This is a genomic window from Vineibacter terrae, assembly GCF_008039615.1.
Taxonomy (GTDB): domain Bacteria; phylum Pseudomonadota; class Alphaproteobacteria; order Reyranellales; family Reyranellaceae; genus Vineibacter; species Vineibacter terrae.
Genome location: NZ_VDUZ01000005.1, coordinates 71,355 through 95,711, shown reverse-complemented (window position 1 = coordinate 95,711; position 24,357 = coordinate 71,355). Strand labels below are relative to the sequence as shown.

Genomic DNA, 24,357 nt, shown 5'->3' with positions numbered 1-24,357 from the left:
GCGCGGTCCCAGCCGGCCCCAGAGCCGCCAGTCGTTGGCACCAGTCACCGCAAGCTCCTTCGCTCAGATTCCATGTAGCGACGAGAGGTCAGGAGGTAGGCTTTGAGTTTTGGATCGAGCCTACGGAGGAAGAGAGATGAAGTCTTCGCAACACGCTGACACCTCCGCCGCTGAGACTTCCAATCGCTCATATAAGGACGACAAATAAAGCGCCATAGGGAAGCGGTGGCTATCTCTGCCGGAACGCCTGGCTGAAGGACGCCGTCAGGGGGCCCACGATGTAGTCGAACGCGGTGCGGGCCTCGGTCGGGATCATCGCCGTCACCGGCATGCCGGGCTGGAGGTGGATGCCGGGCAGCGCGGCGAGCGCGGCGGGGTCCGGCCGGATCGAGGCGACGAAATACGCATTGCCGGTCTTGGGGTCGGTGAGCCGATCGGCCGACACGTTGATCACGCCGCCCTGGACGGTGGGCACGATGCGCTGCTTGTAGGCCGTCAGGTGCAGCTCGGCCTTGGCGCCAGGATGCACGTCGCTGATGTCGTCAACGGCGACCTGCACATCGATCGTCAGCCCCTCGTCGGGCACGATGTCGAGGATCCGCTCGCCGCGCTGGATCACGCCGCCAATGGAGAACATGCTCAAGCCCACGACGCGGCCGGCATAGGGCGAGCGGATCTCCATGCGGCCCAGCACCGCCTCGGCGTTGGTGCGCTTGGGTAGTACTTCGACCAGCCGCGCATGGACCTCGCGCAGATCCTTGGTGACCTCCGCCATGCGGTCGTTGCTCAGCTGGGTGATCTGCAGCTCCTGCTCGGCGATGGCCTGGCGGAACCGCGCGACGCTGGCGCGCGCATCGGCGATCTGGCCGTCGAGGCCATACGCCGCGCGCTCCAGCTGCAGCAGCCGGGCACGCGGCAGCAGCGCCTTCTCCACCAGCGGCGCGATGCTCTGGGCTTCGGCACGTACCGAGTCGCTCTGCTCGGCATAAGCCTTCACCTGCGCTTCGGCACCGGCGATCTGTGACTGGAGCTGGTGGATCTTCTCGGTGATGACCTTGCGCTGGCCCTCGATTGCAGCGCGGCGGGCCTCGAACTGCCGGACCTGGCCGGCCCAGATGTTTCTCGCGTAGGCATCGGATGTCCTGGCTGCGAGCTCCGGCGGCATGACCATGGCTGCTTCCCCGGCCAGCTCGGCCAGCAGGCGGACCTCGCCGGCGTGCAGCACGACGTATTGCTGGGACAGGATCTCGAGCTCCGCCTTGGCCTGGGTGTCGTCGAGCACGATCAGCACGTCGCCGGCACTGACGCGATCGCCCTCCTTCACCCGCAGCTCCTTGACGATGCCGCCATCAAGATGCTGCACGCTCTTGCGGTTGCCCTCGACCTTGACCACGCCGTTGGCGACGACAGCTCCGTTGAGCGGCGCAATGACCGACCAGCTGCCCAGGCCGCCGAACAGCACGGCGATGATCAGCCAGCCGGCGGCCGCCGACCAGAATCCGGAATCGCTGGGTGCCTGGCTGATGTCGGTCATGCCAACCTCACCGGCTGCAGCTTGGGGCCGGGCGAGAGCCGCCGCATGACGTCGGCGCGCGGCCCGAACAGCACGACCGTGCCCTCCCGCAGCACCAGCAGCTTGTCGGCCAGGCCGATCGTGCCAGGGCAGTGGGAGATCAGGACGACCGTAGCGCCGCGCTGCTTGAGCCCCCGAATGCAGTCGGCCAGCGCCGCGTCACCGTCGGCATCGAGGTTCGAGCTCGGCTCGTCGAGAACAACCAGGCTGGGATCACCGTAGACGGCGCGCGCCAGCGCCAGGCGCTGGCGATAGCCGCCGGACAGGACCTCGCCACCCTCGCCCACCTGCGTGTCGTAGCCGTGGCGCAGGCGCAGGATCAGGTCGTGCACGCCTGCCATCCGGGCGGCCCGGATGATCGCCGCGTCATCGCCCGGCCGGAAGCGGCTGATATTGGCCGCGGCGGTGTCGGCGAACAGCTCGATATCCTGCGGCAGATAGCCGACATGCTGGCCCAGCGTGCCGCGCGCCCAGGGGCCGATGTCAGCGCCATCGAGCCGCACCGCGCCGGCGCTGGGCGCCAGCACACCCACCAGCTGGCGTGCCAGGGTGGACTTGCCGGCGCCGGACGGGCCGATCACGCCCAGCACCTCACCCGGTTGCAGATCGAAGGACACCCCGCGCAGCAGCGGCCTGGTGCTGCCGGGCGCGACGAAGGTCAGCTCCTCGACGGCAAGGTGACCGGCCGGCCGCGGCAGCGTCACGGTCGGCGCGCCCGCGACGCTTACCCGGAAGAGCTCATCCAGCCGCCGCCAAGCGCCGCGCACCGAGACCAGGGTGCGCCAGCTGCCGACGATCTGCTCGACCGGCTGCAGGGCACGCCCCAGCAGAAGGCTGGCGGCAAACATGGCGCCGCCCGTCACGTTGCGCTCGATCACCAGCCAGGCGCCCAGCCCCAGGATCACCGACTGCATCGACAGGCGCAGGAACTTCATGGCGCCTTGCACGGTCGCAGCGCGGTCGGAGGCCACGACCTGGCGTTCCAGCGTGCGGTGGCGATCGTGCGACCAGCGCTGCAGCAACCCGTCCATCATGCCCATGGCGCGGATCGCCTCGGCATTGCGCAGGCTCATCTCGGTGAAGCTGTAGTTGCGCGCCGCCGCTGCATTGGCATCGGCCAGCGGCGCGCGCACCAGCCGTTCGTTGACCAGCGCCGTCAGGATCAGCAGCACGCCGCAGCCCAGCGCGAAGACGCCCAGCGTCCAGTGCAGCATACCGATCACGACAATGTAGACCGGCGCCCAGGGCAGATCGAACAGGGCATGGATGCCGGCACCACCGATGAACTGGCGCAGATGATCGAAGTCGCGCAGCAGCTGGCTGCGCGCGCCGCCGGCGCTGGCCGGGTGATCGACGATCGCTTTCATGACGCGCGGCGCCGCACGCTGGTCCAGCCGGACGCTGGCGCGCGTGAGCAAGCGGGCGCGCACGGTGTCGAGGCCGGCCAGCGCCAAATAGGCCATCAGCAGCGCCAGCGTCAGCATCAGCAGCGTGAGCTCGCTGCCGCTGGGCACCACCCGGTCATAGACCTGCAGCATGTAGAGCGGGCCTGCCAGATAGAGCAGGTTGATGGCGAGGCTGAAGGCGGCAGCGGTGCCCAGATAGGAGCCGCTGAAGCGTACCAGCCGTGCGAGCTCGGACTTCATGAGTGTGAGAAGTCGCTGGCTGTGAGCCCGAGATTGACGCCCAGCAGCACGATTTCCATGTTGGCCGCGTGGGTGTCGGTCGCCGTCACGGTCTCGGGCGCGTTCGACGTGTTGACGAGCACGTGTGTGGCGCCGCCTGCTTCGACGTAGGCCACGCTGTGCGGATTGAGCGTGAGGTTGCCGCTGCCGGTGATATTGCCCTGGAACAGCGGCACGCCCGCGGCGGCCGTGATGCCGGCAATGGTGGTGAAATCGATCTTGTCGCTGCCGTGCTGGAAGTCGGTGATCGTATCGGCGGCAGCCGGCGTCGACTGCGCGGCGGCGTTGTAGACAAACCTGTCCTTGCCGGCGGCGCCGCTCAGCGTGTCGGCACCCGCGCCACCGGTGATCTTGTCGTCACCGCCACCGCCGTTGATGACATCGCCGCCCGAGGTGCCGCTGAGCGTGTCGGACTTGTAGCTGCCCAGGATGGCCTTGCCGATGCCGTGGCCCTCGCTGCCGGCGAGATCGGTGGCGTTGGCGCCGTAGAAATGGACCGCGCTGGATGCGGCCGCCGTGGTGAAGCTGAAATGGCCATCGCTGCCGGTGGTCGCGAAGCCCGCCCAAGTAGGGCCGTCGTAGATCGATATCGTATCGTTGGCCGTGCCGGTGGTGCCGCTCACCGTCGCCTGTCCGTTGGACTGCACCACGCTGGTGAAGATGGGGATCGGTGTGTGGGTGTCGAGGGTGAAGGCGAGCGAAGCCGTGCCCGTGACGCCGGCCGCATTGGTCTCGCTCGCCACGATGGTGTGCGCACCATCGGTCAGCCCGACCGGGGTGAACGACCAGGCGCCTTTGGCATCCGCCGTTGCGGTGGCGGTGATCGCCTTGCCGTCGACCGTGAAGTGCAGGACGGCGCCGGCATCGGCGGTTCCGGCGAGCGTCGGGTCCCACGTGATGTTGTCGGTCGACGAAGCGCCGGTGTCACTGACCAGCTTCTGCGTGACCACTGGCGCCGGCCCAGGCTGCACGGCGGACTGCGCAGTGGCCAGCGTGAAGGTGAACGCGGCCGAGCCGGTGTTGCCGGCGGCATCGGTCTGGCTCGCGACGATCGTGTGCTGGCCGTCCGCCAGGCCCACCGGGGTGTACGACCAGACGCCGCTGGCATCGGCGGTCGTGGTGGCGGCGATCGCTCGACCGTCGATGGTGAAGTGCACCAGCGTGTCGGGGTCGCCGGTGCCGGTCAGCACCGGGCTGGACGTCGCCGTGCCGCCGGCGAGCCGCTCCGTCACGACAGGCGCCGTCGTGTCGAGCTTGAAGATCAGCGACGCCGTGCCCGTATTGCCGGCGGCATCGGTCTGGCTGGCGACGACCGTGTGCTGGCCGTCGGCCAGGCCCACGGGCGTGTACGACCAGACGCCGCTGGCGGTGGCCATCGCGGTGGCGGCAATCGCCTTGCCGTCGACCGTGAAATGCACCACGGCGCCGGGATCACCGGTTCCGGTCAGTGCCGGATCGGCGGTGATCTTGTCGCTGGCCGAGGCGCCGGTGTCGCTGGCCAGACGCTCGGTCACGGCCGGTGCCGTCGTGTCGGCGGGCGGGTTGATCACGGGATTGCCGCCGCTCATCGTCACATTCGGCCCGGCCACGACCTCGCCGCCGCCCACCATCGCGAGCGTGCCGCTGCCCTGCAGGTTGGCCAGCACCGTCGGGTTCGCACCCCAGCCGTAGTATTCGCTGCCGACGCCGGTCAGCGTCACCTGGCCGCCCGCCAGATAGCCACCGACCCCGGTCTTCTGCACGCCGTAGGTCGCGAACCCGACATCGACGAAATTGGCGCTGCTCCCGACAAGGGCGCCGACGCCCTCATTGTTCTCAAAGCCGCTGTCGCGCACCAGTGTGATGCCCGACGTGGCGTAGAGGCCGGGACCGTAGTTGTCCACGAAGTAGGCACCTCTGACAGTCATGTCATGAGCGCCGTTGTCGAGGATCAGGCCGGCGCCCCCGTTCTTGCGAAAGCCGCCGCCCATCCATTCCAGCCCGCTCGCCGTGCCGCCGCCGGCGCTGTTGGCGAAGCGCGCGCCACCCTCGCCGTTGCCGTGCATCCACGACTCGAGCACGGTGCCGTGCGACACGTTGCCCAGCACGTCGAGCCCGATGCCGCCGACATGCTCGACGTTGACATTGTTGATGCTGAGGTCGCGGATCACGCGATCCTTGCCGTCGGCCACGATCTTGATGCCATCACCCTCGCCGCCATTGCCCAGCACCGAGAAGTTCGACAGCGTGAGGTGGCCTACGTCCACGCCGGGCGCGACGATGATTTCGATGACGGGCCCGCCGCCCGCGATGTGCGAAATGATCTTGGCACCGCCCAGGTCGATGCCGGTTTCGGCCTGGATCGAGCTGGTGATGTTGATGACGATCGGCGCGGTGACGGTATACGTGGTGGTGTCCGTCAGATGCGTGACCGTGCCGCTCGCGATGGCCGACCGCAGCGCGCTCTCCACAGCGTCCGTGCCGGTGCTGCTCGCCACGCTGGCCGTCGTCGCGGCGCTCACGGCGGCCAGGGTCGGCAGCGCGACGCCCTGCGAGTCGACCACGACGTGCGCCTCGTTGCCGCCGCCGACCCCGCTCACCGCCACGCTCGAACCGGTGACGATCCTGCCGCTGTCGCCGACGAGGAATGCCCCGCCATTGCCTTGAAGGTCGGCCAGGGCCGTCGGGTCGGATCCGGCACCCGTGTACGTGCTGGTGTTGCCGACCAGGGTGGCGCTGCCCGCCAGATAGCCCTGGATGCCGACGCCCTGCACGCCCGACGTCGTGAACGTGTTGTTGTTGAAATTGCCGTAGTTCTGGAACCACACGCCAGGCCCGTGATTGTCCTGGAACGTGCTCGCGCTCACGGCGGAGATGCCCCACGCCGCGCTGATGCCGACATCGGCATTGTTGACGAAGGCGGCACCGTCGACGGTCAGGTCACGCGCACCGTTGTCGAGGACCAGGCCGGCGCCGCCATTGTCCTTGAGCCCGCCGCCGAACCAGCGCAGGGCGCTCACCTGGCCGCCGCCGGCGCTGTGCGCGAAGACGGCCCCGCCCTTGGCGTTGTCGATCATCCACGAATCGCGGACGCTGCCTTCGAACACGCTGCCCTGCACGTCCAGGCCATAGCCGCCGACATGCTGGACGGTCACGTTGTCGATGGTCCAGTTGTAGACCCAGCGGTCATTGCCGTCGGCCACGATCCGGATGCCGGCACCCTCCAGGCCATTGCCGGCAATCGTGAAGTTCGACAACGTCAGGTAACGGAGGTCGACACCCGGATCGACGACGATCTGGATCAGGGGCGCGCCGTTGGTCACCTGCGAGACCAGCGTGGCGCCACCGCCGTCGATGCCGAGCGCGCCCTGCGTCGTGCTGGTGACGTGGATGACGATCGGCTGGTCGATCGTATAGGTCTGGCCCGAGAGATGGGCGACATAGCCGCCCTGGATGGCAGCATTGAGGGTCGCGCCGAAGTCGGCGTTCGTCGTCGTAGCCATAATGTAATCTGTATTTCCTGGTGTAAATTATTGCGTATTTCTGAAAGTACTTGAGTTGAAAATTCAGTTTTCTGTAATGGACATGAAACAAAGCGCTGGATGAAATCCAGATACGGCTTCCTAATGAACATGCCTGCGTTGCTCAACGCCTTACGCGGTAGCGCCGGCGGTGTCGACCACAACTATGATCGAAATGGATAGAACCGGCGCGGCGCAGGCGAATGCCTATGCCTGCAGGGCACGGTGCAGCTTGCGCATCGTGCGCGCAGCCGTCTCGGCCGGCAGGTTGGTGAAGCTCAGCAGCAGCCCAGGGCCTGTCTCGGCCTCCATCGCGAAGCGCGACAGCGGCTCGGGCGAGAGGCCGACAGCGTGCGCGCGCATGACGGCGGCGGCATCGTCTGCGCCCGCCGGCAAGCGCACGATCACATGCATGCCGCCGGCGGCGGCCTCGACCGCCCAGTGGGGCTTGGGCAATGCTGCGAGCGCCTGCAGCAGCGCCTCGCGACGCTCGGCGTAGAGCCCGCGCATGCGCGCGACATGGCGCGCGAAGTGGCCTTCGGCCATGAACGCGGTGGCGGTGATCTGATCGGCAAGCGACGGCTGCGGCTGCAGCAGCGCTGCGCTTGTGGCGAAACGCTCGATCAGCGGCTCGGGCACCACGAGGTAGCCCAGCCGCAAGGCTGGAAACAGCACCTTGCTGAAGGTACCGACATAGAGCACGCGGCCCGGCGCATCGATGCTCTTGAGCGCCGGCATCTTGGGTCCGCGATAGCGGAACTCGCTGTCGTAGTCGTCCTCGATGATCCAGGTGCCGTTGGCGCCAGCCCAGGCCAGCAGGTCGGCGCGGCGCGCGGTCGTCAGGCTGGCGCCCAGCGGGAACTGGTTGGTGGGCGTCACGACAACGAAGCGCGCCTCGGGTGCGCGGGCCATGCCGGCGGCGATATCCAGGCCGTCGCCGTCGACCGGCACCGGCACTGGCCGGCCACCGGCCAGCGCCAGCGCATCGCGCCCGAAGAAATAACCGGGATCCTCGACCCAGACCTCGTCATCTGGTTTCAGCAGGATGCGGGCAATGAGGCCCAGCGCACCCTGGAAGCCTGCGGTGATGAACACCTGATCGATGCTGCAGACCACGCCGCGCGCGATCGCGAGATAACGCACCAGCTCGCGGCGCAGCGGCTCGTAGCCCGACGTGTCCTGGTAGGTCATCTGCGCCGTCGACAGGCCACGCGCCGTGCGCGCCGCCAGCCGCGTCCACAGCTTGCGCGGAAAGGCATCGAAGGCCGGCACGCCCATCTGCAGCGGCCGGGTCGTGGCCGACCAGATCAGGCTGGGCTGGATCACCGGCCGCTGCGCCGCCTCGCGCCGGCGCGCGGCCCGCAGGTGATCGGCCTGCAGACGCGGCGCCACGATGGTGCCGGCCGCAGCATGCCCCTCGATCAAGCCGTCGCCGGCCAGCACGTTGTAGGCCAGCTCCACGGTGGCGCGCGCCACGGCGAGCTGGCTGGCGAGGCTGCGCGAGGACGGCAGGCGCGTGCCCGGCGCCAGCCGGTCATCCAGGATCGCGGCCCGGATGCGGGCCTCGATCTGGCGGTAGATCGGCATGGCATCGCCGCGGTCCAGCCGCATGCCGTGCAGCGCCGCAAGGCCCCCGGTCATGGCCTGCTCGTTCGCTCCGGTCTTGGCCCTGTCGCCGCTCGGCACCGATGGCTACCTCTTCGCCTGCAGACGCCAGACATTCAATGGAGGCTACGATGAAGGCAAGGCTCGATGCACACAAGGTAGCGCCCGAGACGATGAAGGCCGTCATAACGCTCGCCGGCCACGTCAACAAAAGCGGCCTGGAGCCGTCACTGATCGAGCTGGTGAAGCTGCGCGCCTCGCAGATCAACGGCTGCGCCTATTGCGTCCACCTGCACAGCCGCGATGCGCGCGCCAAGGGCGAGAGCGAGGATCGCGTGCAGCTGCTGGTGACATGGCAGGAATCGCCGCTGTACACTGACCGCGAGCGCGCGGCGCTGGCATGGACCGAGGCGCTGACCCTGCTCGCCCAGACGCGGGCGCCCGACGATGTCTATGACGAGGTGCGACGGCACTTCTCCGAGGAGGAGACCGTGAAGCTCACGGCGCTGATCGGCACCATCAACCTGCTGAACCGCTTCGGCGTCGGCTTCCGCATGGTCCATCCGGTCCAGGTGAAGGCGGCCGCGGCATCATAGCAATCGGCTGTTGTCGTCCCAACCGTGGCCACAGGAGGAACCTCATGCGCTTCCCGATCGGACGTAGTTTCGCGGCGGCGGCCTGCGCCGGCCTGCTGCTGGCCGGCGGCTATGCCCTGGGCCAAGCCAAGGCCGGCGGCGACACCGTCAAGCCGATCTTCGCCCAGAAGCTGGCGACGATGCCGGGCAAGACCATGACCGCCATCACGGTCGACTACGCCCCCGGCGGCAGTTCCGCCGCCCACCGACATGCCGATTCGGCGGAGATCTTCGCCTATGTCGTGCAAGGCGCGGTGCGCTCGAAGGTGAATGACGGGCCGGAGACGGTCTACAAGGCCGGCCAGTTCTGGTACGAGCCGCCCGGCGCGCGCCACAGCGTCAGCGCCAATGCCAGCACCACGGAGCCGGCCCGCATCCTGGCGGTGATCGTCGCCAGCGACGGCGCCAACCTCACGACGTTTGAAAAATAGTGCTCACCACGGCCGTTGGGGTCGCATAGCCGGCTCGCACCCTGAGCACAGCGCAGCCGTTGGCCGCAACCAAATGGCGGAGGAGTGCTTCATGGTGAGCAGGTGAATGCTTCGCATTCACCTGTGCTCACCATGAAGGCTACAAAAATCACTGCGGCTTGCGAAGATGCTTGAGGTCAGCAGTACAGAGGGATGACAGCAGCGTCGGGCTGCGGCCACATGCGATACCCTTGACTCTTAATCGCACCTCCCCGACCGCGGCTTTGTCGGAAGCCAGCCCTGCTTGCGGCATGGGCGACAACGCGAGGGAAAGCTGGTTCAATCCTTTCGACGCCGCCGGGCCGGCATGTCGGAACACGACAGCCGGGATACGGGGCGCGGGAGGAAACATGAAGGTCTCGTACGGCTGGATCGTCGTCGCCGTCGGCATGGTGGTGAGCTGCATCGGCTTTGGCGCGATGTTCTCGCTCGCAGTCTTCCTGGAGCCGATCTCGACCGCGACGGGCTGGTCGCGCAGCGGCGTCTCGGCGGCCGCCACGCTCAACTTCCTGTGCATGGGCGTGGCATCGCTCGGCTGGGGCGCGCTGTCGGACCGCTACGGCACGCGCATCGTGGTGCTGGCGGGTGCCACGCTGCTGGGCATCGGCCTGGTGCTGGCCAGCCAGACGACATCGCTGCCGGCGTTCCAGATCCTGTTCGGCATGATCGTCGGCGCGGCCAACGGCGCCTTCTTCGCGCCGCTGACCGCCCTGGCGATGGCCTGGATCGTGCGGAACCGCAACCTCGCGGCGGCGCTGGTATCGGCCGGCATGGGCATGGGGTCGATGACCGTGGCGCCACTCACGCGCTGGCTGATCACCGACTATGACTGGCGCATCGCCATGCTGGTCCTGGGCGGCCTGGTCTGGTGCGTGATCCTGCCAACGGCGCTGCTGCTGCGTCCGGCGCCTGGCACCGTGCATGCCGGAGGCAGCATCGCCGCTGATCCCGACGATCCAGGCCTGACCGTGGGCCAGGCGCTGCGCACACCGCAGTTCGCCATCATCGCGCTCACGTTCTTCGCCTGCTGCGCCACGCATTCGGGCCCGATCTTCCATATGGTGAGCTATGCCATGGGCTGCGGCATCGCGGCGATGGCGGCCACGACGGTGCTGAGCGCGGCCGGGCTTGCCGGGCTGGGCGGGCGTATCGGCGGCGGGCTGATCGCCGACCGCATCGGCACCAAGCCCACGATCGTGTTCGGGCTGGCGCTGCAGGCGGTGGCGGTGTCGCTCTACCTCGTCGTCGACAACCTGGCGAGCTTCTACGCGCTCTCGATCCTGTTCGGCACGGCCTATGGCAGCGTCATGCCGCTCTACGCCATCCTGGTGCGCACCTATTTCGGCGCCCGCATCATGGGCACGACGTTCGGCGCCGTGTCCATGGTGTCGAGCCTGGGCATGGCGCTGGGTCCATGGATGGGCGGCTGGGTGTTCGACACCTTCGGCGCCTATCGCTGGCTCTATATCGGCTCGCTGATCTTCGGCGTCGCCGCCGTCGGCATCGCGCTCACCTTCCGCCCGCCGGCCGCCGGCGGTGCCGGGCTGCGCAGGGCGGTGCCGCAGGCGTCGTAGGCATCATAAGGTGCCTCCGCAACGAGCCGAAGGCTGCCAGGATCGTTTGCCGGCCGGATGTCACCAGCCCCCTTTGATGGGAGTGCCGTTGCTGGTGAACAGATTCGACCGAGCTTCCTGGAACACGATGTCCTCGGGCCTGAGCTTCAGAGTATTGCCCTTGAAGAACTGAAAGAAGTTGATCTTGGGCGCTGCCCTGGCGTGCTTCAGGAAATCACGTGTGAGAAAGATGACCTTGAGGCTCTCATCCTCGCGCAAATAGCCCTCATAGGTGGACGGTATCGGTTTGCTGGGTCGCTGGGCCTTGCCGTCCCGGAGAATCGTCCACGTGCACAGCCGCCGATAGAGCTTCGGGTGGACGATGAGGCCACGGTCGCTGCCGATCGGCGGCAGGTTTGCCTTGGCGCGCGCTGTGAACAGGTCATATTTCAGACCCTTGTTCAGTTTCCCGACCTTGGCATGATAATGCGTTACCAGTCGATCCGGCACCTGGGCACCGGTCCTGGCGGCCGAAATCTTCTCGATGATCTCGGGACTCAACATGCTCTCATAGAATGCGGGCACCGCCAGCCCCTGTTCGAGCATTGCGTTGTTCAAGTTTACATCGGTGCCACCGACCGTCACGAAGATGTCTCCTACGAAGCGTCCGTATTTGTCGATGGCTTCGCTGGGGGTATTCACGCGCGTGCGGAACTGGCAGGGAACCTCAGCGCCCGTGCCAACGGCCTGGACTAGACGATGCAGAACCAGTGCGGCAGACCCACTGAGCGGCTGGTAGTATTCAACATTGACCTTGCGGTTCGCTTTCGGGATCAGGACGACCGTACGGCCATCGTAGATCTTGTAGTGGAGCTCCGGCGTGTCGATGCCCTGCATCCGGATCGTGACCTGGCGCACACCGGCATTCGTTTTGCCGCGCGGCTGGGTGACAACCTTGTTGGCGTATTTTATGGATGCCGGCGGTAAGGTCTCCTTGTCGTAGCTCAGGGCGTCGTCGAACTTATGAGTGACCTTGGGCTTGGCGGTCGGACTACGGGCGAACTTGAACGCGTCGGTGACGCCCTTGGCAATTGTTATCTTGACCGTGTCTCCATCCGACTTCCCCTTCGGCCAGAATTGATCGAGTCGAATGACACCATCGATGGTCAGCAAACCCGGTTTGGCCATGGTCAATCCCCCAAGCCCAGTTGTCTGACAACGTGTTCTCGCGCGCGCCACCGATTGTTCTGGCGCGCTACGGCATCTGCCGACTGATCGCCGCCGCCGTGCGCAAGGACAGCGCCGCGAGCGTCAGAGTCGGGTTCGCCGTCGCGCTGGTCGGAAACACGCTCGAGCCGACGACCCAGAGATTCGGCACGTCGTGGGCCCGACCCCACCGGTCAACGACCGAGTTCGTCGGGTCGTCTCCCATGATGCACGTTCCCATGATATGCGCCGCGGTGTTCCATTTTCCTTCCGGCATCGTTTGCTCACCGACAACCGTCGCCCCCATCATACCGAACAACTCTTTCGCGGTTTCGAAGCCCTCTCGTAACGCCAACCGCGTGTAGTCGCCGACGTCGAACGTGAAGAGCGGCCGCGGAATCCCCAGAACGTCCTTGTTCGTCGACAGCTCAACGCGATTGCCCCGCTCGGCGAGCATCTCCGTGGAGAAGCTCAGGCGCAGCATTTTCGGAATCTGATCGCCGATCGCCGGCGGCAGTGCTGACCCGTAGTTCCCGCTCCTCAACAATTTGTCGATGACGGTTGCCGGAGAGCCGGTACGCCCCCAGCCGTCATTGCCGATGGTCATGCGAAAGGCACTGCGCGTGTCGCGGAAGGCGCCATCGCGGAATTCCTCGATGCTGGCGATGCTTTGCGGCCCGCGGAAGGGATAGAGAGGCACCGGAAACGACGCGATTACCTCGAACTGGACGTGATCCATCAGGTTCCGTCCAACCTGTCCGCTCTTGTTGGCGAGATCGTTGGACATGAGCAGGATTTTCGGGGTCTCGATCGCGTGCGCAGCCAGCACGACCATGTCGGCGCTAACGGAATGTTCCTTCTGTGGATCGTCAGAGCGCCAGTTCTTGTAGTACACCTCGGATACTCGCCCGTCCCCACCCGTCTCGAGACGGGTCACGACGGCCGCCTTCCTGAGTTCCACGCGCGGATCCTTGAGCACCCGTCGCAGGTGCACCGTGGCGTCATACTTGGCCTGGATCGGACACAGGGGGATGCAATTCGAATGACCCTCGCAGGCCGGTCGGCCATCGTAGTCGATGGAATTTCGAGCCTGCGGCGTGGTCACGACGCGGATCTTCATTCCCCGCGCTATCTTTCCCTCGATGCGTTGCTTGACCTGCTGATCGGCGTAGCCCAGCGGAATCCCGCGCATCGGAAACGGCCGGCTCCGATATCCGCCGTGCAATCCATCCCACTCTTCGTGGTTCCCGGAAACCCCGAGTTCGTCTTCGGCCTGGCAATACCAGGGTTCGAGTTCGTGGTAGTCGATCGGCCAATCGCGGCCGACCCCGAAATTGCTCTTCAGCTTGAAGTCGCTCGGGATGAACCGCGGTGTGTTTCCTCGCCACGACCATGTGCTTCCGCCGACCATCCGATTGTACCCGGCCTTGAACGGATCCTTGGTCGCGTTGGTATAGTCGTAGTAGTTCTTCGGGTCGTTCCTCTGATCCACGAGCTCCCGCTGGGCTTTCTCGGCTACGGGTGCGAAGATCCGGCTTTCGAGATCCATGTACGGAGCATACATGTCGCCCCGATTACCCTGAACATCCATCGTGTGATGGAATTCGATCCGCTGCCCATGGGTGACCCCGTTATCGCCGGCCTCAAGGATCAAGATTCTGTAGCGGCCATATTGACTGAGCTTCCATGCGCACAAGGCGCCCGCGACTCCTGACCCGACAATGATGATATCGTGTTGGTTTGTCATGATCGCCCCCTGTCACACGCGTTGGGCTAATCCGCGCTCACGGTTGCCTCATCCAATAACCGTGCGGCTGGTGCGAAAAGCCGATTGGATGCGCCTTGATCAAGGGCCAGACCAAACCCTCCTCGTAGAAACCGCCGTCCAGGAACGGCGCGGCCGGTGTGTCCTCGGCCTTGAACTGGGAGAAGTACCAAATGTTCACGATTTGCTTGGCCACGAACTCGTGGGCGGCGAACTCCGGCGTTGCGCGCAACTGGGCCAGCAGCGCATCGTTGATTGGCGGCTTCGGTGTTGCGGATCCGATGGCCTTGTATGCGTCCTGGAGCGCCGGCAGCCGTGTCGAGAAGACCGCCATAAGCCGGCGCTGATATTCCTTGGCAATGGGCTCGCTGAAAGCCTTGTCTTCAGGGTCGATCACAATGTTGTCGTGACCTGTCAGTAGAGCAGACAGCTCCATGAATGCCGTGATGTCATCCATTGGTCGTTCCTCCCGAGCCTGAAGTTCCAGCGGTCACGAGAAGGCACGGTATACTGACCCATTGAAACGACTACTTTTAAAATTCATAGTCGGATAAGAATTCAATTATAGCACCAGCAGTAGTATTGTTCCATGGATATTTCCGTCGTCCTGGAATGCCAAGACTCGGTCACATCGGTGTTTGGACTGGCGCGCGAGACGTGCCAGTGGCGGCAGATGCCTGGCGGGTACTGCTACCAACTCGACGGACACCCTTCGGGAACCGCGCCAGGGATCTGGCACCTACTTCAAGTTGCAGCAGACTGAAGGAAACACTGGAAGCAGCAGCGTCCGGTTGCGGACCCGTCACTGGCCCTTCACCGTGCTCAGGATCAGAATCTCAATCGTAGAACGCAGGCGCGTGCTTCTGGCTCAGGCTTTGCGGCTTGTCGTGGTTGATCCAGAGCTGGGCCTTCTTCTCCGCCAGCAGGTCGGCGATGCGCTTGAACGATGCCTGGGTCTGCTCGGCGCTGGTGTTCATCGAGGCCACGCGGCGGTTGTCCCAGTTGTCCTTGAAATGGGCAGCATCGCCGCTGAGCACCAGCCAGCCCGTCTTCGCGAGGTGCACCAGCAGCGACTGGTGGCCGGGCGTATGGCCCGGCGTGGCGATGATGGTGACGCTGCCGTCGCCGAAGACGTCGAGGTCGCCTTCCAGCTTGCGAATCGGCCGCTCGATGATGAAAGGCGGCTTCTTGTCGGGCGCGAAGGCCCAATCGACTTCGGCCTTCTGGATCAGCACTGTCGATTGCGGGAACATGTCGACATTGCCGACATGATCGCCATGGGTATGCGAGACGGCCACGAAGCGGATATCGGCCGGCTTGACGCCTGCTTCGGCAAGCTGCGCCGCCAGGGTCTTGGCGCGCGTCGCCGTGCCGACGGGCGTCACCAGCGGCTTCTCGGCCACGGCATCGGGATAGCCGGTATCCCACAACAGCCAGTCGACGCCGTGCCGGATCAGATAGCAATTGTCCGAGAGCTCGATCGGCTTGCCGACATTGACGCCCGGCGACCAGCGCGACTGGTCGCTGGCGGCGTTGTGGCCGCAATCCATGACATAGAGCCGGTCGACAGTCTGCGCCATCGCGCCTGACGCAACCAAGCCGGCGGCGGCCAGCGCCGCCAGCACAAGACCGATGGACGACCGATGCGCGCGCATGCCGACCTCGCGATCAAGCTTCGTCGGCACAGCTTCCCAGGTTCACGGGCCCGATTCCAGGGCGCGGCGTTCACAGCATCGCGACCATCACCACTCGCGGATCTTGACCGGCGCCTGGCCCAGGCCGCCCATGTTCTGTCCCGGATAGCCGGTGATCAGCTTGTAGGTGTTGTCCACGACCAGCATGGCGTGCTGGTGGGTGCTGGCCGAGACGCCGTGGATGACATAGCGGCCATTGTTGATCTGCTTCGCCACCCACCGCACGCCGACGCCCGGCTGCGCCGTGACGGCGCGCAGATTGTCTCGAAGGTTCGTCAGATCGAACGTGGCCGGCGCGACCGGCGGATTGCTTACCAGGTTGTTGAACATCTGGGGATGGCCGCGCACGACATGGACCATCCCGTAGGCGCTGCCGTCATCCCGAGCGCAGCGAGGGATCCCCCGCGAATGGCGCACCGTGCGCCTTGCCGCGGGAGATCCCTCGCTGCGCTCGGGATGACAGGAGGGCTACACGTGTGCCGGACGCGCCGGCTCACGCCCGCAGGTAGCCCATGATCACGTCGATGACGTGGCGCTCGCGCGCGGCCAGCGCCGACGACGACATCAGGTCGCGGTCGAAGATGGTCGACAGCGTATGGATGTTGGAGAAGTAGAAGTAGCAGACGCCGGCGATCGACATGTAGAGCTGCAGCGGATCGACGCCGCTGCGGAACAGGCCGGCGGCGCGGCCGCGGCGCAGCACGCGGCCCAGGGCCTCGATCAGCGGGCTGTTGATCGCCTTCACGCGCGGCGAGCGGCGGATATGCCGGGCGCGGTGCAGGTTCTCGCTGTTGAGCAGCACGATGAAATGCGGATTGCCCAGGAAATAGCGGAAGGTGAAGCGCATCAGGCGCCGCATCGCCTGCACCGGCGCCAGGTCGTCCAGGTGCAGCGCCTCCTCCTGGGTGCGGATATGGGCATAGGTGTGCTCCATCACCGCCAGGAACAGGCCCTCCTTGTTGCCGAAGTAGTGGTAGAGCATGCGCTTGTTGGCGCCGGCCCGGCGCGCGATGGCGTCGACGCGGGCGCCGCCCAGGCCGCGCTGCGAGAACTCGTCGGTGGCCGCCTCCAGGATGCGCGCGCGCGTGCGCTCGGGATCGCGCGTGCGCGCGGCGCCGATGTCATCGACCGCGACCTTTCGCTTGCGGTTGGAGCGCTCGCCACGCTTGACGGCGGTCATGCCAGCTCCGCCCCGGCCAGCGCGATGATATGACGGTCGCGCTCCAGCCCGGGCAGCGCGCCGCGCAGCATGCGCACGAAGGCGCGGGGCGACGTGGCGCCGGCGGCGCGCAGCCAGCGCGCCACCTCGTCATGGGTATCGGGCACGTCCATCAGGAACGGCCCCGGCGCCGCCGCCAGCGCCCGGCTGGCGAGCGCCAGGCCGATACCCTCCTCATCAGCCACGATCGGGCCGATCGAGGTCGCAGCCCGGCCTTCGCGGCCCACGGCATAGCCCGCGACGCGACCATCGCGCTCGGCGATCCATGCCAGATCGGGGCGGCGCGTCCGCAGATGGGCCAGGATGTAGCCGCGCTCCATGGCGCTGCGCGCGACGTCGAAGGTGGAGACGCGCACGAGGTCGGCCTCGAGCATGGGTCGCAGCAGCACGTCGGCCGGCGGCGGCACCGGATCGCCGGCGCGGTCGATGTGCCAGCGCGGAATGCGGTACAGATCGCGGAAGCCCAGCGGCAGGTAGACGGGACGGCCCAGCTCGGTAGCATCCAGGCCGGCCGCCGCCCCCCGCGCCTCGACATGCGCCAGGCAGCGCTTCAGCAGCGCCGTGCCCAGGCCGCGGCGACGCTGGGCCTGGGTCACCAGCACCATGCTGAGCCACGACAGCCTGGCCCCCAGCGGCAGCGCCAGCGCGCTGGCGACCCAGGTCCCGGTGTCGTCGACGACGCCCAATGCCTTGCCGTGGGTCAGCATGAAGCGCCAGTCGGCGACGTTCTGGTTCCAGCCGGCTTCGATCGACAGCGTCCATGCCGCCTCGGCGTCCTGTGGCCGCAGGTCGCGTTCGATGAGGGGAGTCATCCTTCTCTCCCTTCCCCGCTTGCGGGGAAGGTGGCCCGAAGGGCCGGATGGGGAACCGACGTGGTGGTCATTACGAAAACCACGTTGGCTCCCCTCCGCCCCTTCGGGGCACCTCCCCAACTTCGTTGGGGAGGAAGCTCAATACCGCCCATCGCGCACCTCATAGTGGGTGGGCTTGTCGAGCGAAGGCATGGCGCGTGTCAACCAGTCGGCGGTCCAGTCGATCATGGCCGCCAGCGGCACACGCGGCGGGCCGAACGCGGCCGTCATGGCGGCGGCGTTGTTGATCCAGCCGGCGGGTGCCTCGGTGCCGGAAAATTGCGCCTTCCTGCCCAGCAGGCGCGCGAACTCGCCGGCCAGCCAGCGCACGCTGACGGTCTGCGGACCGGTGACGTTGATCGGCGTGGTCGGCGCCGTGGCGTGCGCCAGGCAGCGCAGCGCGATGCTGTTGGCGTCGCCTTGCCAGATCACGTTGACATGGCCCATGGCGAGATCGATCACCTCGCCATCGCGCACCTTGCGCGCCACGTCGTGCAGCACGCCGTAGCGCATGTCGATGGCGTAGTTCAGCCGGACCAGTCGGCCGGCCGTGCCGTGGACCCGCGACGCCTGCTGGAACATGCGCTCGCGCCCGACGCAGGACCAGGCATAGTCGCCCGAGGGCGGCACCGGCGGCACATCCTCCGTCGCGCCGCCACCGTCGACATCGACGAAGGGATAGACGCAGCCGGTCGAGAACGCGACGATACGCGCCGCGGCGAAGGTCTCGGCGACATGGGCCGGCACCAGCACGTTCATCGCCCAGGTGAGCGGCTCGTTGCCGGTGGCGCCGAACTTGTGGCCGGCCATGAACACGACGTTGGGCGCCTGCGGCAGGCGCCCGATCGCGCTGCGGTCGAGCAGGTCGCAGGCGATGGTCTCGATGCCGTGCGCCTGCAGCGCCTCGCGCAGGCCGGGCTTGCTGAAGCGCGCCACGCCGATGACGCGCCGCCGCGGGTCGGCGCGCCTGGCCAGCCGCGCCAGGGTCGGGCCCATCTTGCCGCCCACGCCCAGCACCAGGATGTCACCCGGCGCCCGCGCCAGGTCGGCCACCAGCGCCGGCGTCGGCTCGGTCATGAAATCTTCCAGCGCCGCGACATCGGCGAAGCGCGTGGGCAGGGTGGGATCTGTTGTCATGGTGTGGGTCGGTCGCCCTGGGATGAAGGAACGAGAGGTCGGGCCGCGTCGCTCCAGCGACGCACCGACGCGCAGCGCCGGATCATGAGCGCCGCTGGAGCGGCGCGGCCCGACCTTTCAACAGAATCGGCCATCGCCTAGCCTCCCGCATTCGCAGGCACGATGCGGGCCTTGGGCGCGGCGGGCATGGGGCGCAGCGCCGCGATGTCGGTCTCACCGGCGACGGCGAAGCCGGGACAGGCGAGCGAGCCCAGGCGCAGGCGGCCCTGCTCGATGCGCAGGCGGGCCGGGCCGCCGGCGCGGTCATAGAGGTCGGGATGCGCGGCCGCGAACGACGCCTGCTCGGCCGCGGGCGCGAACGACATGCCGTCGATGAAGTGATGGCCGTTGCGCTCGACATGGGTGAGCCCCAGCAGCGATACCAGCGCCAGGTCCTGCTGCACGCTGACGCCAGCCAGGGTCGTCAGGTCCTCGGCCGACATGAAATACTGCGCCGTGCCGGCCCGGGCGTTGAGCCGCGCCACGCGCGCCGCATTGAGGATCGATTTGTAGAACCCCTTGCAGTTCTTGCTCGACACGCCGGAATAGCCCAGCGCCAGCGCCGCCGGGAACGTGCCCAGCTCGCCGTCCGACTCGTCGATGATGAGCTTCTTGCGACGCGCCAGCGCCTCGACCGGCCGGGCCAGCGCCACGGCGCGCTTGATCGGCTGCTCGATGAACATGATCGAGGACACCAGGCGCTGCAGCGCCGGCGTCTCCTCCATGTGCCGCCACAGCTCGCCGATGCCCTCGACATCGTCGTACTGCTCGTTGCCGTCGAGCGTGGCGCGGTAGTCGCCGGCATCGCGGTCGAGCACGGCGGCGATGCGCGACAGGCGGTCGAGATCGGCACGCACATCGCCGCCGACCTTGAGCTTGTAGTAGCGGCCGCGATAGTGGCGCACCACCTCCTCCAGGGTCTCCGGCAGGCCGTCGTCCACCCGCTCGCCCGGCTTCTGGTCGGCAGCCACGATGGGATCGACCAGCCCGACAGTGTGGCGCACGTCGATGCCGCTGCCGGGCGCAAGGCCGGCGAGGAAGGCGGGCAGATCTAGCCCGGCGAGGTCGGGCGTGAGATCGGTGATCGCCAGGCCGGGGATGTTGCGCCGGATCATGTCGGCGAAGGACCAGCCGTTGGCGCGGCCCAGCGCGTCGAGGACGGCACGGTCGAGCAGGGCCGGCCCATAGGACGCCACCAGGGGCACGAGGTCGAGCGCCGCGCCGCGCGCCAGCTGCTCGCGATAGGTGCCGGCGTAGAGGCCGAAGGCGGTGCTCCAGCCACGGCCGCGGTAGAGATCGATGGCGATGTCCAGCGCCTGGCGCAGCTGGTCCAGGTTCTGCGCATCGCTGTAGGCGAGGTTCTTGTCGAACCACTTGGCGCCCAGGCTCTCGGCCGCGATGCCGGTGGCGGTGCGCCCGTCGGGCAGCGCGATAGTGGCGCGGACCACCGCCTGCGTGGATTGCGTCACCGTGATCACGCCGAAGCGGAACGGCAGGCGCAGCGTGACGTCGCGCTCGTAGCGCTCGACGGACTCGAGCTTCAGCTTGGGGGCGTCAGTCATGCCAGCGTCTCCAGGATGCCTTGGACGTAGCCGATCGCGCGGGCGGCGCAGGTCGGGCCGTCGGGGTGATAGTCGAAAGGCTCCATCGCCACCCAGCCGCCGTAGCCGCCATCCTTCAGCGCCCGCAGCACGGGCGCGAACCTGTCGTCGCCCTGGCCGGGGCCGCGGCGGTTGCGGTCGTTGAGCTGGATATGCGCCACCATGCCGGTCGGCAGCCAGCGGCGCAGCGCATCGGCGACCGGCTCCGGCTCCATGCTGCCGGCGGCCAGGGTGTCGATCATGGTGCGCAGGGCCGGGCTGCCGATGCGCTGCACGATCGCCGCCGCCTCGCCCAGGGTGTTCACGAAATCCGCCTCCGGCCGCGACAGCGGCTCGATGCAATAGACCACGCCGGCGCGGCGCGCATCGTCGGCGATCGCGGCCCATGCCGCCTCGCCGCGCGCCGCGGCGGCGGCCGGGTCGGCCTGGTCGCCGATGCGGCGCTGCGCCGGCGAGCCGTGCACGAGATAGTCGCCGCCCAGCTCGGCGCACAGGTCGATCAGCCGCCGCAGGATGTCGACGGTGCGATCCCAGGTCGCCTTGTCGCCCGACGTGATCGACAGGCCGGCCGGACTCACCAGCAGCCAGTGCAGGCCGCTGACCGCCACGCCCGAATCGGCCAGCGCCCGACGCCAGGCGGCACGCTCGCCGGCCGGCGCCGTCCACGCCGTCTCGCCCAGGGTGAAGGGCGCGACCTCGAGGCCGGCATAGCCCAGCGCCGCCGCCAGCGCACATTGCCGCTCGAACGGCAGGTCGCGGATCACTTCGTTGCACAACGACAGGCGCATCGGATATCCCACTTGCTCTGGTGTCTTCATGCCCGGACCTCGACGGTGCGACGCTCGCGGGCGGCGGCGAAGACGGCATCGCAGACCGCCGCCATGGCGAGGCCGCTGCCGGCATCGGCTTCGGGCGACCGGCGCGCGATCACGGCCTCGACGAAGCTTTCGAGCTCGGCAGCAACGGCGTCGCGCGGCGACGGCGCCGCGAACGTCGTGGTCTGCTCGGGCCCTGACACCGGCTCATGGCCGCCGCCGGCGATGCGCTGCTGGCGGCACGATCGCCAGCGCACGCTGCCGGTCATGAAGTCGGCCACGGCCTGGCCGGCGTCGCCGGTCACCGACAGGTGCTTGCGCGAGATGCCGCCAGCCACGTAGGGGTCGAGATGCTCGCCGGCCACGATGCACGACGCATCGACCCGCGCCGTCGGTCCGTCCTGCCAATGCAGCGTGATCGAAGCGATGTCCTCGACGCCGCGGCCCAGATGCTCGACCAGCACCGCCGACACCGCGTCGGGCGTCCGGCCGACCGTCCACAGCACGAGGTCGATCACGTGCACCGCGTCGTTGAGCACGACGCCGGCATCGCGCCGCGGCCGTTTCAGGGACAGGAACGCAGCATCGATCCAGACCGGCGCGCCGACGTCGCCGGCGCGCACGATGTCGCGCAGCCGGCGCGCCGCGGGATGGGTGCGCAGCACGTAGCCCACCTGCACGATGCGCTCCGCCTGCCGCGCCCGCGCCGCCATCGCCGCGGCCTCGGCCCGGTTCATCGTCATCGGCTTCTCGATCAGCAGGTCGCAGCCTGCATCGAGTGCGGCCAGGGCCACCGCGGCATGCGTATTGCTGGGCGTGACGAGATCGACCACGTCGACATCGGGGAGCGCCATGCGCCAGTCGGCCACGACACGGGCCTGCGGCAGCGCCGCCTGCGCCTGGGCGCGGGCATGCGGATCGGGATCGGCGATCACCAGGCGCTCGGCGAAGCCCAGCGTTGCCCAGGCCTGCGCATGCACGGCGCCGAACGCGCCGTGGCCCGCCAGCAGCACCCGCAACGTGTCTCTCTTGACGCCGGTCGCCATTCTCGCCAGTCTGTCACAAGTAACCAAACCGTTACTTAGCGAATCTACGTCAAAGGGGGAAGCGGTGAAAGGTCTGACGCAGGCACGACTTCCGTCCTCCTAGAATCCACGCACACTCGGGGCGACAGCGGTGGGTAGCAAGATCCTGCGATGGTTTGGCGACAATTGGCCGGCGATGGCGCTGTTCGTCGGGCTGATCGTCGTCTGGCAGCTCGCGGTCAGCCTGCTGAACATCCGTGAATACCTGCTGCCCAGCCCGATGGCGGTGCTGCGCGCGTTCATCGAGCCCGAGACGCAGTGGTGGCCGCATCTATGGGTGACGACCCTGGAGATCATCGGCGCCTTCGTGCTGGCCGGCGGCGTGGGCGTGGCGCTGGGCGTCGCCATCGCCTGGTCGCCGCGGCTGGCCAGCGCCCTGGTGCCGTTCCTGGTGCTCGTCAACACGCTGCCCAAGGTCGCGGTGGCGCCGCTGTTCCTGCTGTGGCTGGGCTACGGCATCGTGCCCAACATGCTGATCGGGGCGCTGATCGGCTTCTTCCCGGTCGTGATCAACACGGCCGTGGGCCTGTCGCAGGTCGACCCCGAGATGCTCGACCTGGGCCGCGTCTTCTCCGCGCCGAAATGGAAGATCTTCGCCAAGATCCGGCTGCCCAATGCGCTGCCCTACATCCTGAGCGCGCTCAAGATCACCGCCACGTCGGCCGTGGTCGGCGCCATCGTGGGCGAGTTCGTGGCCTCGCAGAAGGGCCTGGGCTACGTCATCATCACCACGCAGAGCAGCATGAACACGCCGCTGGCGTTCGGCGCGCTGGTCTGGGTGTCGATCGTCGGCCTGGCGCTGTACGGCGCCGTCGTCGCCATCGCGCGCTGGGCCGCGCCCTGGGCCGAGGCGACTCAATGATGTCATCGGGGATGAGGAGATTGCCATGAGATGGATGGTCCGCGCTCTCAGCGCCGCGGCCGCAGGCCTGGCCGTCGTCGCGCCGGCAACGGCGCAGCCGCTGGAGAAGTTCACCTTCGCGCTCAACTGGTTCGCGGTCGGCGACCATGCCGCCTACTGGGTGGCGCTGGAGAAGGGCTACTACAAGGCCAAGGGCCTGGACGTGGTGCTGGAGAACTCCAAGGGCTCCGGCGACTCGATCGCCAAGGTCGATTCGGGCCGCGCCGACGCCGGCCTCGCCGACGCCGCCGTGGTGATCGCCTCGATCGCGCGCGGCACCACGATCAAGGACGTCGGCATGGTGTTCGACAAGACGCCGCTGAACTTCTTCAGCGCCAAGAGCGCGCCCATCACCAAGCCCAAGGACCTGGAAGGCAAGACGGCGGCGGCGCCCCCGGGCGACAGCCAGCGCCAGATCTTCCCGGCCTTCGCCAAGCTGCATGGCATCGATGCCAGCAAGGTGAGCTGGGTCAATGTCGAGCCGGCGGCCAAGATCGCGGCCCTGGCCGAGAAGCGCGTCGACACGGTGGGCGACTACAACACCGGCCTGCCGCTGTACGAGAAGGCGATGGGCGCCGGCAATGTCGTGATGCTGTCATGGGCCGATTTCGGCTTCGACATGTACAGCATGTCGATCATGGCCAGCGACAAGACCATGAAGGAGCGCGGCAAGGCGCTGAAGGCCTTTCTCGAGGCGTCGTACATGGGCTGGCGCGACGTGATGGCCGATCCCAAGGCGGCGCTCGCCATCCTCAAGAAGCGCGTGCCGGAGGTCGACCTGTCGGTGATCGAGCCCAACATGATGATCGGCCTGTCGCTGATGAAGACCGAGCGCTATGCCAAGAACGGCATCGGCTGGATCGACGAGAAGAAGATGTGCGACTCGGTGGACCTGGTGAACACCTATATGGGCCTGCCCAAGAAGGTCGACTGCAAGGCGACCTTCACCACCGAGTTCTTCACCAAGGTCGACATGCCGGCCGCGCGCTGACGGCAAATCCGCATCGCCCGTCGAGGAACTGC

General features: G+C 67.4%; 20 protein-coding genes. 5 read left to right on the top strand and 15 right to left on the bottom strand.

Annotation, left to right across the window (positions count from 1 at the left end; genetic code table 11):
- Positions 1–229: 229 nt before the first annotated feature.
- The 4 genes from FHP25_RS06050 to pdxR all read right to left on the bottom strand — a co-directional run bounded on the left by FHP25_RS06050 (position 230) and on the right by pdxR (position 8,399).
- Positions 230–1,534 carry an HlyD family type I secretion periplasmic adaptor subunit gene (locus FHP25_RS06050; RefSeq protein WP_147846008.1) on the bottom strand — a complete coding sequence of 435 codons (1,305 nt, stop codon included), beginning with the start codon at positions 1,532–1,534 and terminating at the stop codon, positions 230–232.
- Positions 1,531–3,219: a type I secretion system permease/ATPase gene (locus tag FHP25_RS06045; protein WP_147846007.1), complete on the bottom strand. Its 1,689-nt coding sequence runs from the start codon at positions 3,217–3,219 to the stop codon at positions 1,531–1,533. The genes FHP25_RS06050 and FHP25_RS06045 overlap by 4 nt, the downstream gene beginning before the upstream one ends.
- Complete coding sequence (locus tag FHP25_RS06040) at positions 3,216–6,740, bottom strand: Ig-like domain-containing protein (protein WP_147846006.1); 3,525 nt, start codon at positions 6,738–6,740, stop codon at positions 3,216–3,218. Before FHP25_RS06040 ends, FHP25_RS06045 begins: the two co-directional genes overlap by 4 nt.
- Positions 6,741–6,965: 225 nt before the next feature.
- Complete coding sequence (gene pdxR / locus FHP25_RS06035; RefSeq protein ID WP_218578218.1) at positions 6,966–8,399, bottom strand: MocR-like pyridoxine biosynthesis transcription factor PdxR; 1,434 nt, start codon at positions 8,397–8,399, stop codon at positions 6,966–6,968.
- A 95-nt stretch (positions 8,400–8,494) separates the two neighbouring features.
- On the opposite strand from pdxR, the gene FHP25_RS06030 reads away from it, so the two are divergent.
- The 3 genes from FHP25_RS06030 to FHP25_RS06020 all read left to right on the top strand — a co-directional run bounded on the left by FHP25_RS06030 (position 8,495) and on the right by FHP25_RS06020 (position 11,042).
- Positions 8,495–8,959 (top strand): carboxymuconolactone decarboxylase family protein, encoded by a 465-nt coding sequence (locus tag FHP25_RS06030; protein WP_147846005.1) that lies wholly within the window; start codon positions 8,495–8,497, stop codon positions 8,957–8,959.
- Positions 8,960–9,003: 44 nt separating this feature from the next.
- Entirely contained in the window at positions 9,004–9,429 is a 426-nt protein-coding gene (locus FHP25_RS06025; RefSeq protein WP_147846004.1) for a cupin domain-containing protein, read from the top strand.
- Positions 9,430–9,818: 389 nt separating this feature from the next.
- Entirely contained in the window at positions 9,819–11,042 is a 1,224-nt protein-coding gene (locus FHP25_RS06020; RefSeq protein ID WP_147846003.1) for an MFS transporter, read from the top strand.
- 60 nt (positions 11,043–11,102) lie between these two features.
- Here FHP25_RS06020 and FHP25_RS06015 read toward each other — a convergent pair whose 3' ends face one another.
- The 11 genes from FHP25_RS06015 to FHP25_RS05965 form a co-directional block, all read right to left on the bottom strand.
- The gene (locus tag FHP25_RS06015) at positions 11,103–12,209 is read right to left on the bottom strand and encodes a thermonuclease family protein (RefSeq protein ID WP_147846002.1); all 1,107 of its coding nucleotides are present in this window, start codon (positions 12,207–12,209) and stop codon (positions 11,103–11,105) included.
- A 67-nt stretch (positions 12,210–12,276) separates the two neighbouring features.
- Entirely contained in the window at positions 12,277–13,974 is a 1,698-nt protein-coding gene (locus FHP25_RS06010; RefSeq protein WP_147846001.1) for a GMC family oxidoreductase, read from the bottom strand.
- A 37-nt stretch (positions 13,975–14,011) separates the two neighbouring features.
- Entirely contained in the window at positions 14,012–14,449 is a 438-nt protein-coding gene (locus tag FHP25_RS06005) for a hypothetical protein (RefSeq protein WP_147846000.1), read from the bottom strand.
- Positions 14,450–14,828: 379 nt separating this feature from the next.
- Positions 14,829–15,647 (bottom strand): N-acyl homoserine lactonase family protein, encoded by an 819-nt coding sequence (locus FHP25_RS06000; protein WP_147845999.1) that lies wholly within the window; start codon positions 15,645–15,647, stop codon positions 14,829–14,831.
- An 87-nt stretch (positions 15,648–15,734) separates the two neighbouring features.
- Complete coding sequence (locus FHP25_RS05995; RefSeq protein WP_147845998.1) at positions 15,735–16,034, bottom strand: hypothetical protein; 300 nt, start codon at positions 16,032–16,034, stop codon at positions 15,735–15,737.
- A gap of 145 nt (positions 16,035–16,179) precedes the next feature.
- A complete protein-coding gene (locus FHP25_RS05990) occupies positions 16,180–16,866 on the bottom strand; it encodes a TetR/AcrR family transcriptional regulator (protein ID WP_147845997.1) in 687 nt (228 codons plus the stop codon).
- Positions 16,863–17,717 (bottom strand): GNAT family N-acetyltransferase, encoded by an 855-nt coding sequence (locus FHP25_RS05985; RefSeq protein WP_147845996.1) that lies wholly within the window; start codon positions 17,715–17,717, stop codon positions 16,863–16,865. The genes FHP25_RS05990 and FHP25_RS05985 overlap by 4 nt, the downstream gene beginning before the upstream one ends.
- 138 nt (positions 17,718–17,855) lie before the next feature.
- The gene (locus tag FHP25_RS05980) at positions 17,856–18,893 is read right to left on the bottom strand and encodes an NAD-dependent epimerase/dehydratase family protein (protein ID WP_147845995.1); all 1,038 of its coding nucleotides are present in this window, start codon (positions 18,891–18,893) and stop codon (positions 17,856–17,858) included.
- A gap of 137 nt (positions 18,894–19,030) precedes the next feature.
- Positions 19,031–20,494, bottom strand: coding sequence for an enolase-like domain-containing protein (locus tag FHP25_RS05975; protein WP_218578216.1), 1,464 nt, complete (start codon positions 20,492–20,494; stop codon positions 19,031–19,033).
- Positions 20,491–21,351 (bottom strand): sugar phosphate isomerase/epimerase family protein, encoded by an 861-nt coding sequence (locus FHP25_RS05970; RefSeq protein WP_231712217.1) that lies wholly within the window; start codon positions 21,349–21,351, stop codon positions 20,491–20,493. Before FHP25_RS05970 ends, FHP25_RS05975 begins: the two co-directional genes overlap by 4 nt.
- On the bottom strand, positions 21,348–22,394 hold the full coding sequence (locus FHP25_RS05965) for a Gfo/Idh/MocA family protein (RefSeq protein ID WP_147845994.1): 1,047 nt from the start codon (positions 22,392–22,394) through the stop codon (positions 21,348–21,350). The genes FHP25_RS05970 and FHP25_RS05965 overlap by 4 nt, the downstream gene beginning before the upstream one ends.
- A 130-nt stretch (positions 22,395–22,524) precedes the next feature.
- On the opposite strand from FHP25_RS05965, the gene FHP25_RS05960 reads away from it, so the two are divergent.
- Entirely contained in the window at positions 22,525–23,295 is a 771-nt protein-coding gene (locus FHP25_RS05960) for an ABC transporter permease (RefSeq protein WP_218578215.1), read from the top strand.
- Between the two features lie 25 nt (positions 23,296–23,320).
- A complete protein-coding gene (locus tag FHP25_RS05955) occupies positions 23,321–24,325 on the top strand; it encodes an ABC transporter substrate-binding protein (protein WP_147845993.1) in 1,005 nt (334 codons plus the stop codon).
- Positions 24,326–24,357 lie beyond the last annotated feature (32 nt).

What these genes read in the sequence shown, in the direction of transcription:
- FHP25_RS06015 (WP_147846002.1), bottom strand. Translation starts at nt 12,209, where the DNA reads ATGGCCAAACCGGGTTTGCTGACCATCGATGGTGTCATTCGACTCGAT.
- FHP25_RS06005 (WP_147846000.1), bottom strand. Translation starts at nt 14,449, where the DNA reads ATGGATGACATCACGGCATTCATGGAGCTGTCTGCTCTACTGACAGGT.
- FHP25_RS06000 (WP_147845999.1), bottom strand. Translation starts at nt 15,647, where the DNA reads ATGCGCGCGCATCGGTCGTCCATCGGTCTTGTGCTGGCGGCGCTGGCC.
- FHP25_RS06030 (WP_147846005.1), top strand. Translation starts at nt 8,495, where the DNA reads ATGAAGGCAAGGCTCGATGCACACAAGGTAGCGCCCGAGACGATGAAG.
- FHP25_RS05955 (WP_147845993.1), top strand. Translation starts at nt 23,321, where the DNA reads ATGAGATGGATGGTCCGCGCTCTCAGCGCCGCGGCCGCAGGCCTGGCC.
- FHP25_RS05980 (WP_147845995.1), bottom strand. Translation starts at nt 18,893, where the DNA reads ATGACAACAGATCCCACCCTGCCCACGCGCTTCGCCGATGTCGCGGCG.
- FHP25_RS05985 (WP_147845996.1), bottom strand. Translation starts at nt 17,717, where the DNA reads ATGACTCCCCTCATCGAACGCGACCTGCGGCCACAGGACGCCGAGGCG.
- pdxR (WP_218578218.1), bottom strand. Translation starts at nt 8,399, where the DNA reads ATGACCGGGGGCCTTGCGGCGCTGCACGGCATGCGGCTGGACCGCGGC.
- FHP25_RS05965 (WP_147845994.1), bottom strand. Translation starts at nt 22,394, where the DNA reads ATGGCGACCGGCGTCAAGAGAGACACGTTGCGGGTGCTGCTGGCGGGC.
- FHP25_RS06020 (WP_147846003.1), top strand. Translation starts at nt 9,819, where the DNA reads ATGAAGGTCTCGTACGGCTGGATCGTCGTCGCCGTCGGCATGGTGGTG.
- FHP25_RS06040 (WP_147846006.1), bottom strand. Translation starts at nt 6,740, where the DNA reads ATGGCTACGACGACGAACGCCGACTTCGGCGCGACCCTCAATGCTGCC.
- FHP25_RS05970 (WP_231712217.1), bottom strand. Translation starts at nt 21,351, where the DNA reads ATGAAGACACCAGAGCAAGTGGGATATCCGATGCGCCTGTCGTTGTGC.
- FHP25_RS05975 (WP_218578216.1), bottom strand. Translation starts at nt 20,494, where the DNA reads ATGACTGACGCCCCCAAGCTGAAGCTCGAGTCCGTCGAGCGCTACGAG.
- FHP25_RS05990 (WP_147845997.1), bottom strand. Translation starts at nt 16,866, where the DNA reads ATGACCGCCGTCAAGCGTGGCGAGCGCTCCAACCGCAAGCGAAAGGTC.
- FHP25_RS06010 (WP_147846001.1), bottom strand. Translation starts at nt 13,974, where the DNA reads ATGACAAACCAACACGATATCATCATTGTCGGGTCAGGAGTCGCGGGC.
- FHP25_RS06050 (WP_147846008.1), bottom strand. Translation starts at nt 1,534, where the DNA reads ATGACCGACATCAGCCAGGCACCCAGCGATTCCGGATTCTGGTCGGCG.
- FHP25_RS06045 (WP_147846007.1), bottom strand. Translation starts at nt 3,219, where the DNA reads ATGAAGTCCGAGCTCGCACGGCTGGTACGCTTCAGCGGCTCCTATCTG.
- FHP25_RS06025 (WP_147846004.1), top strand. Translation starts at nt 9,004, where the DNA reads ATGCGCTTCCCGATCGGACGTAGTTTCGCGGCGGCGGCCTGCGCCGGC.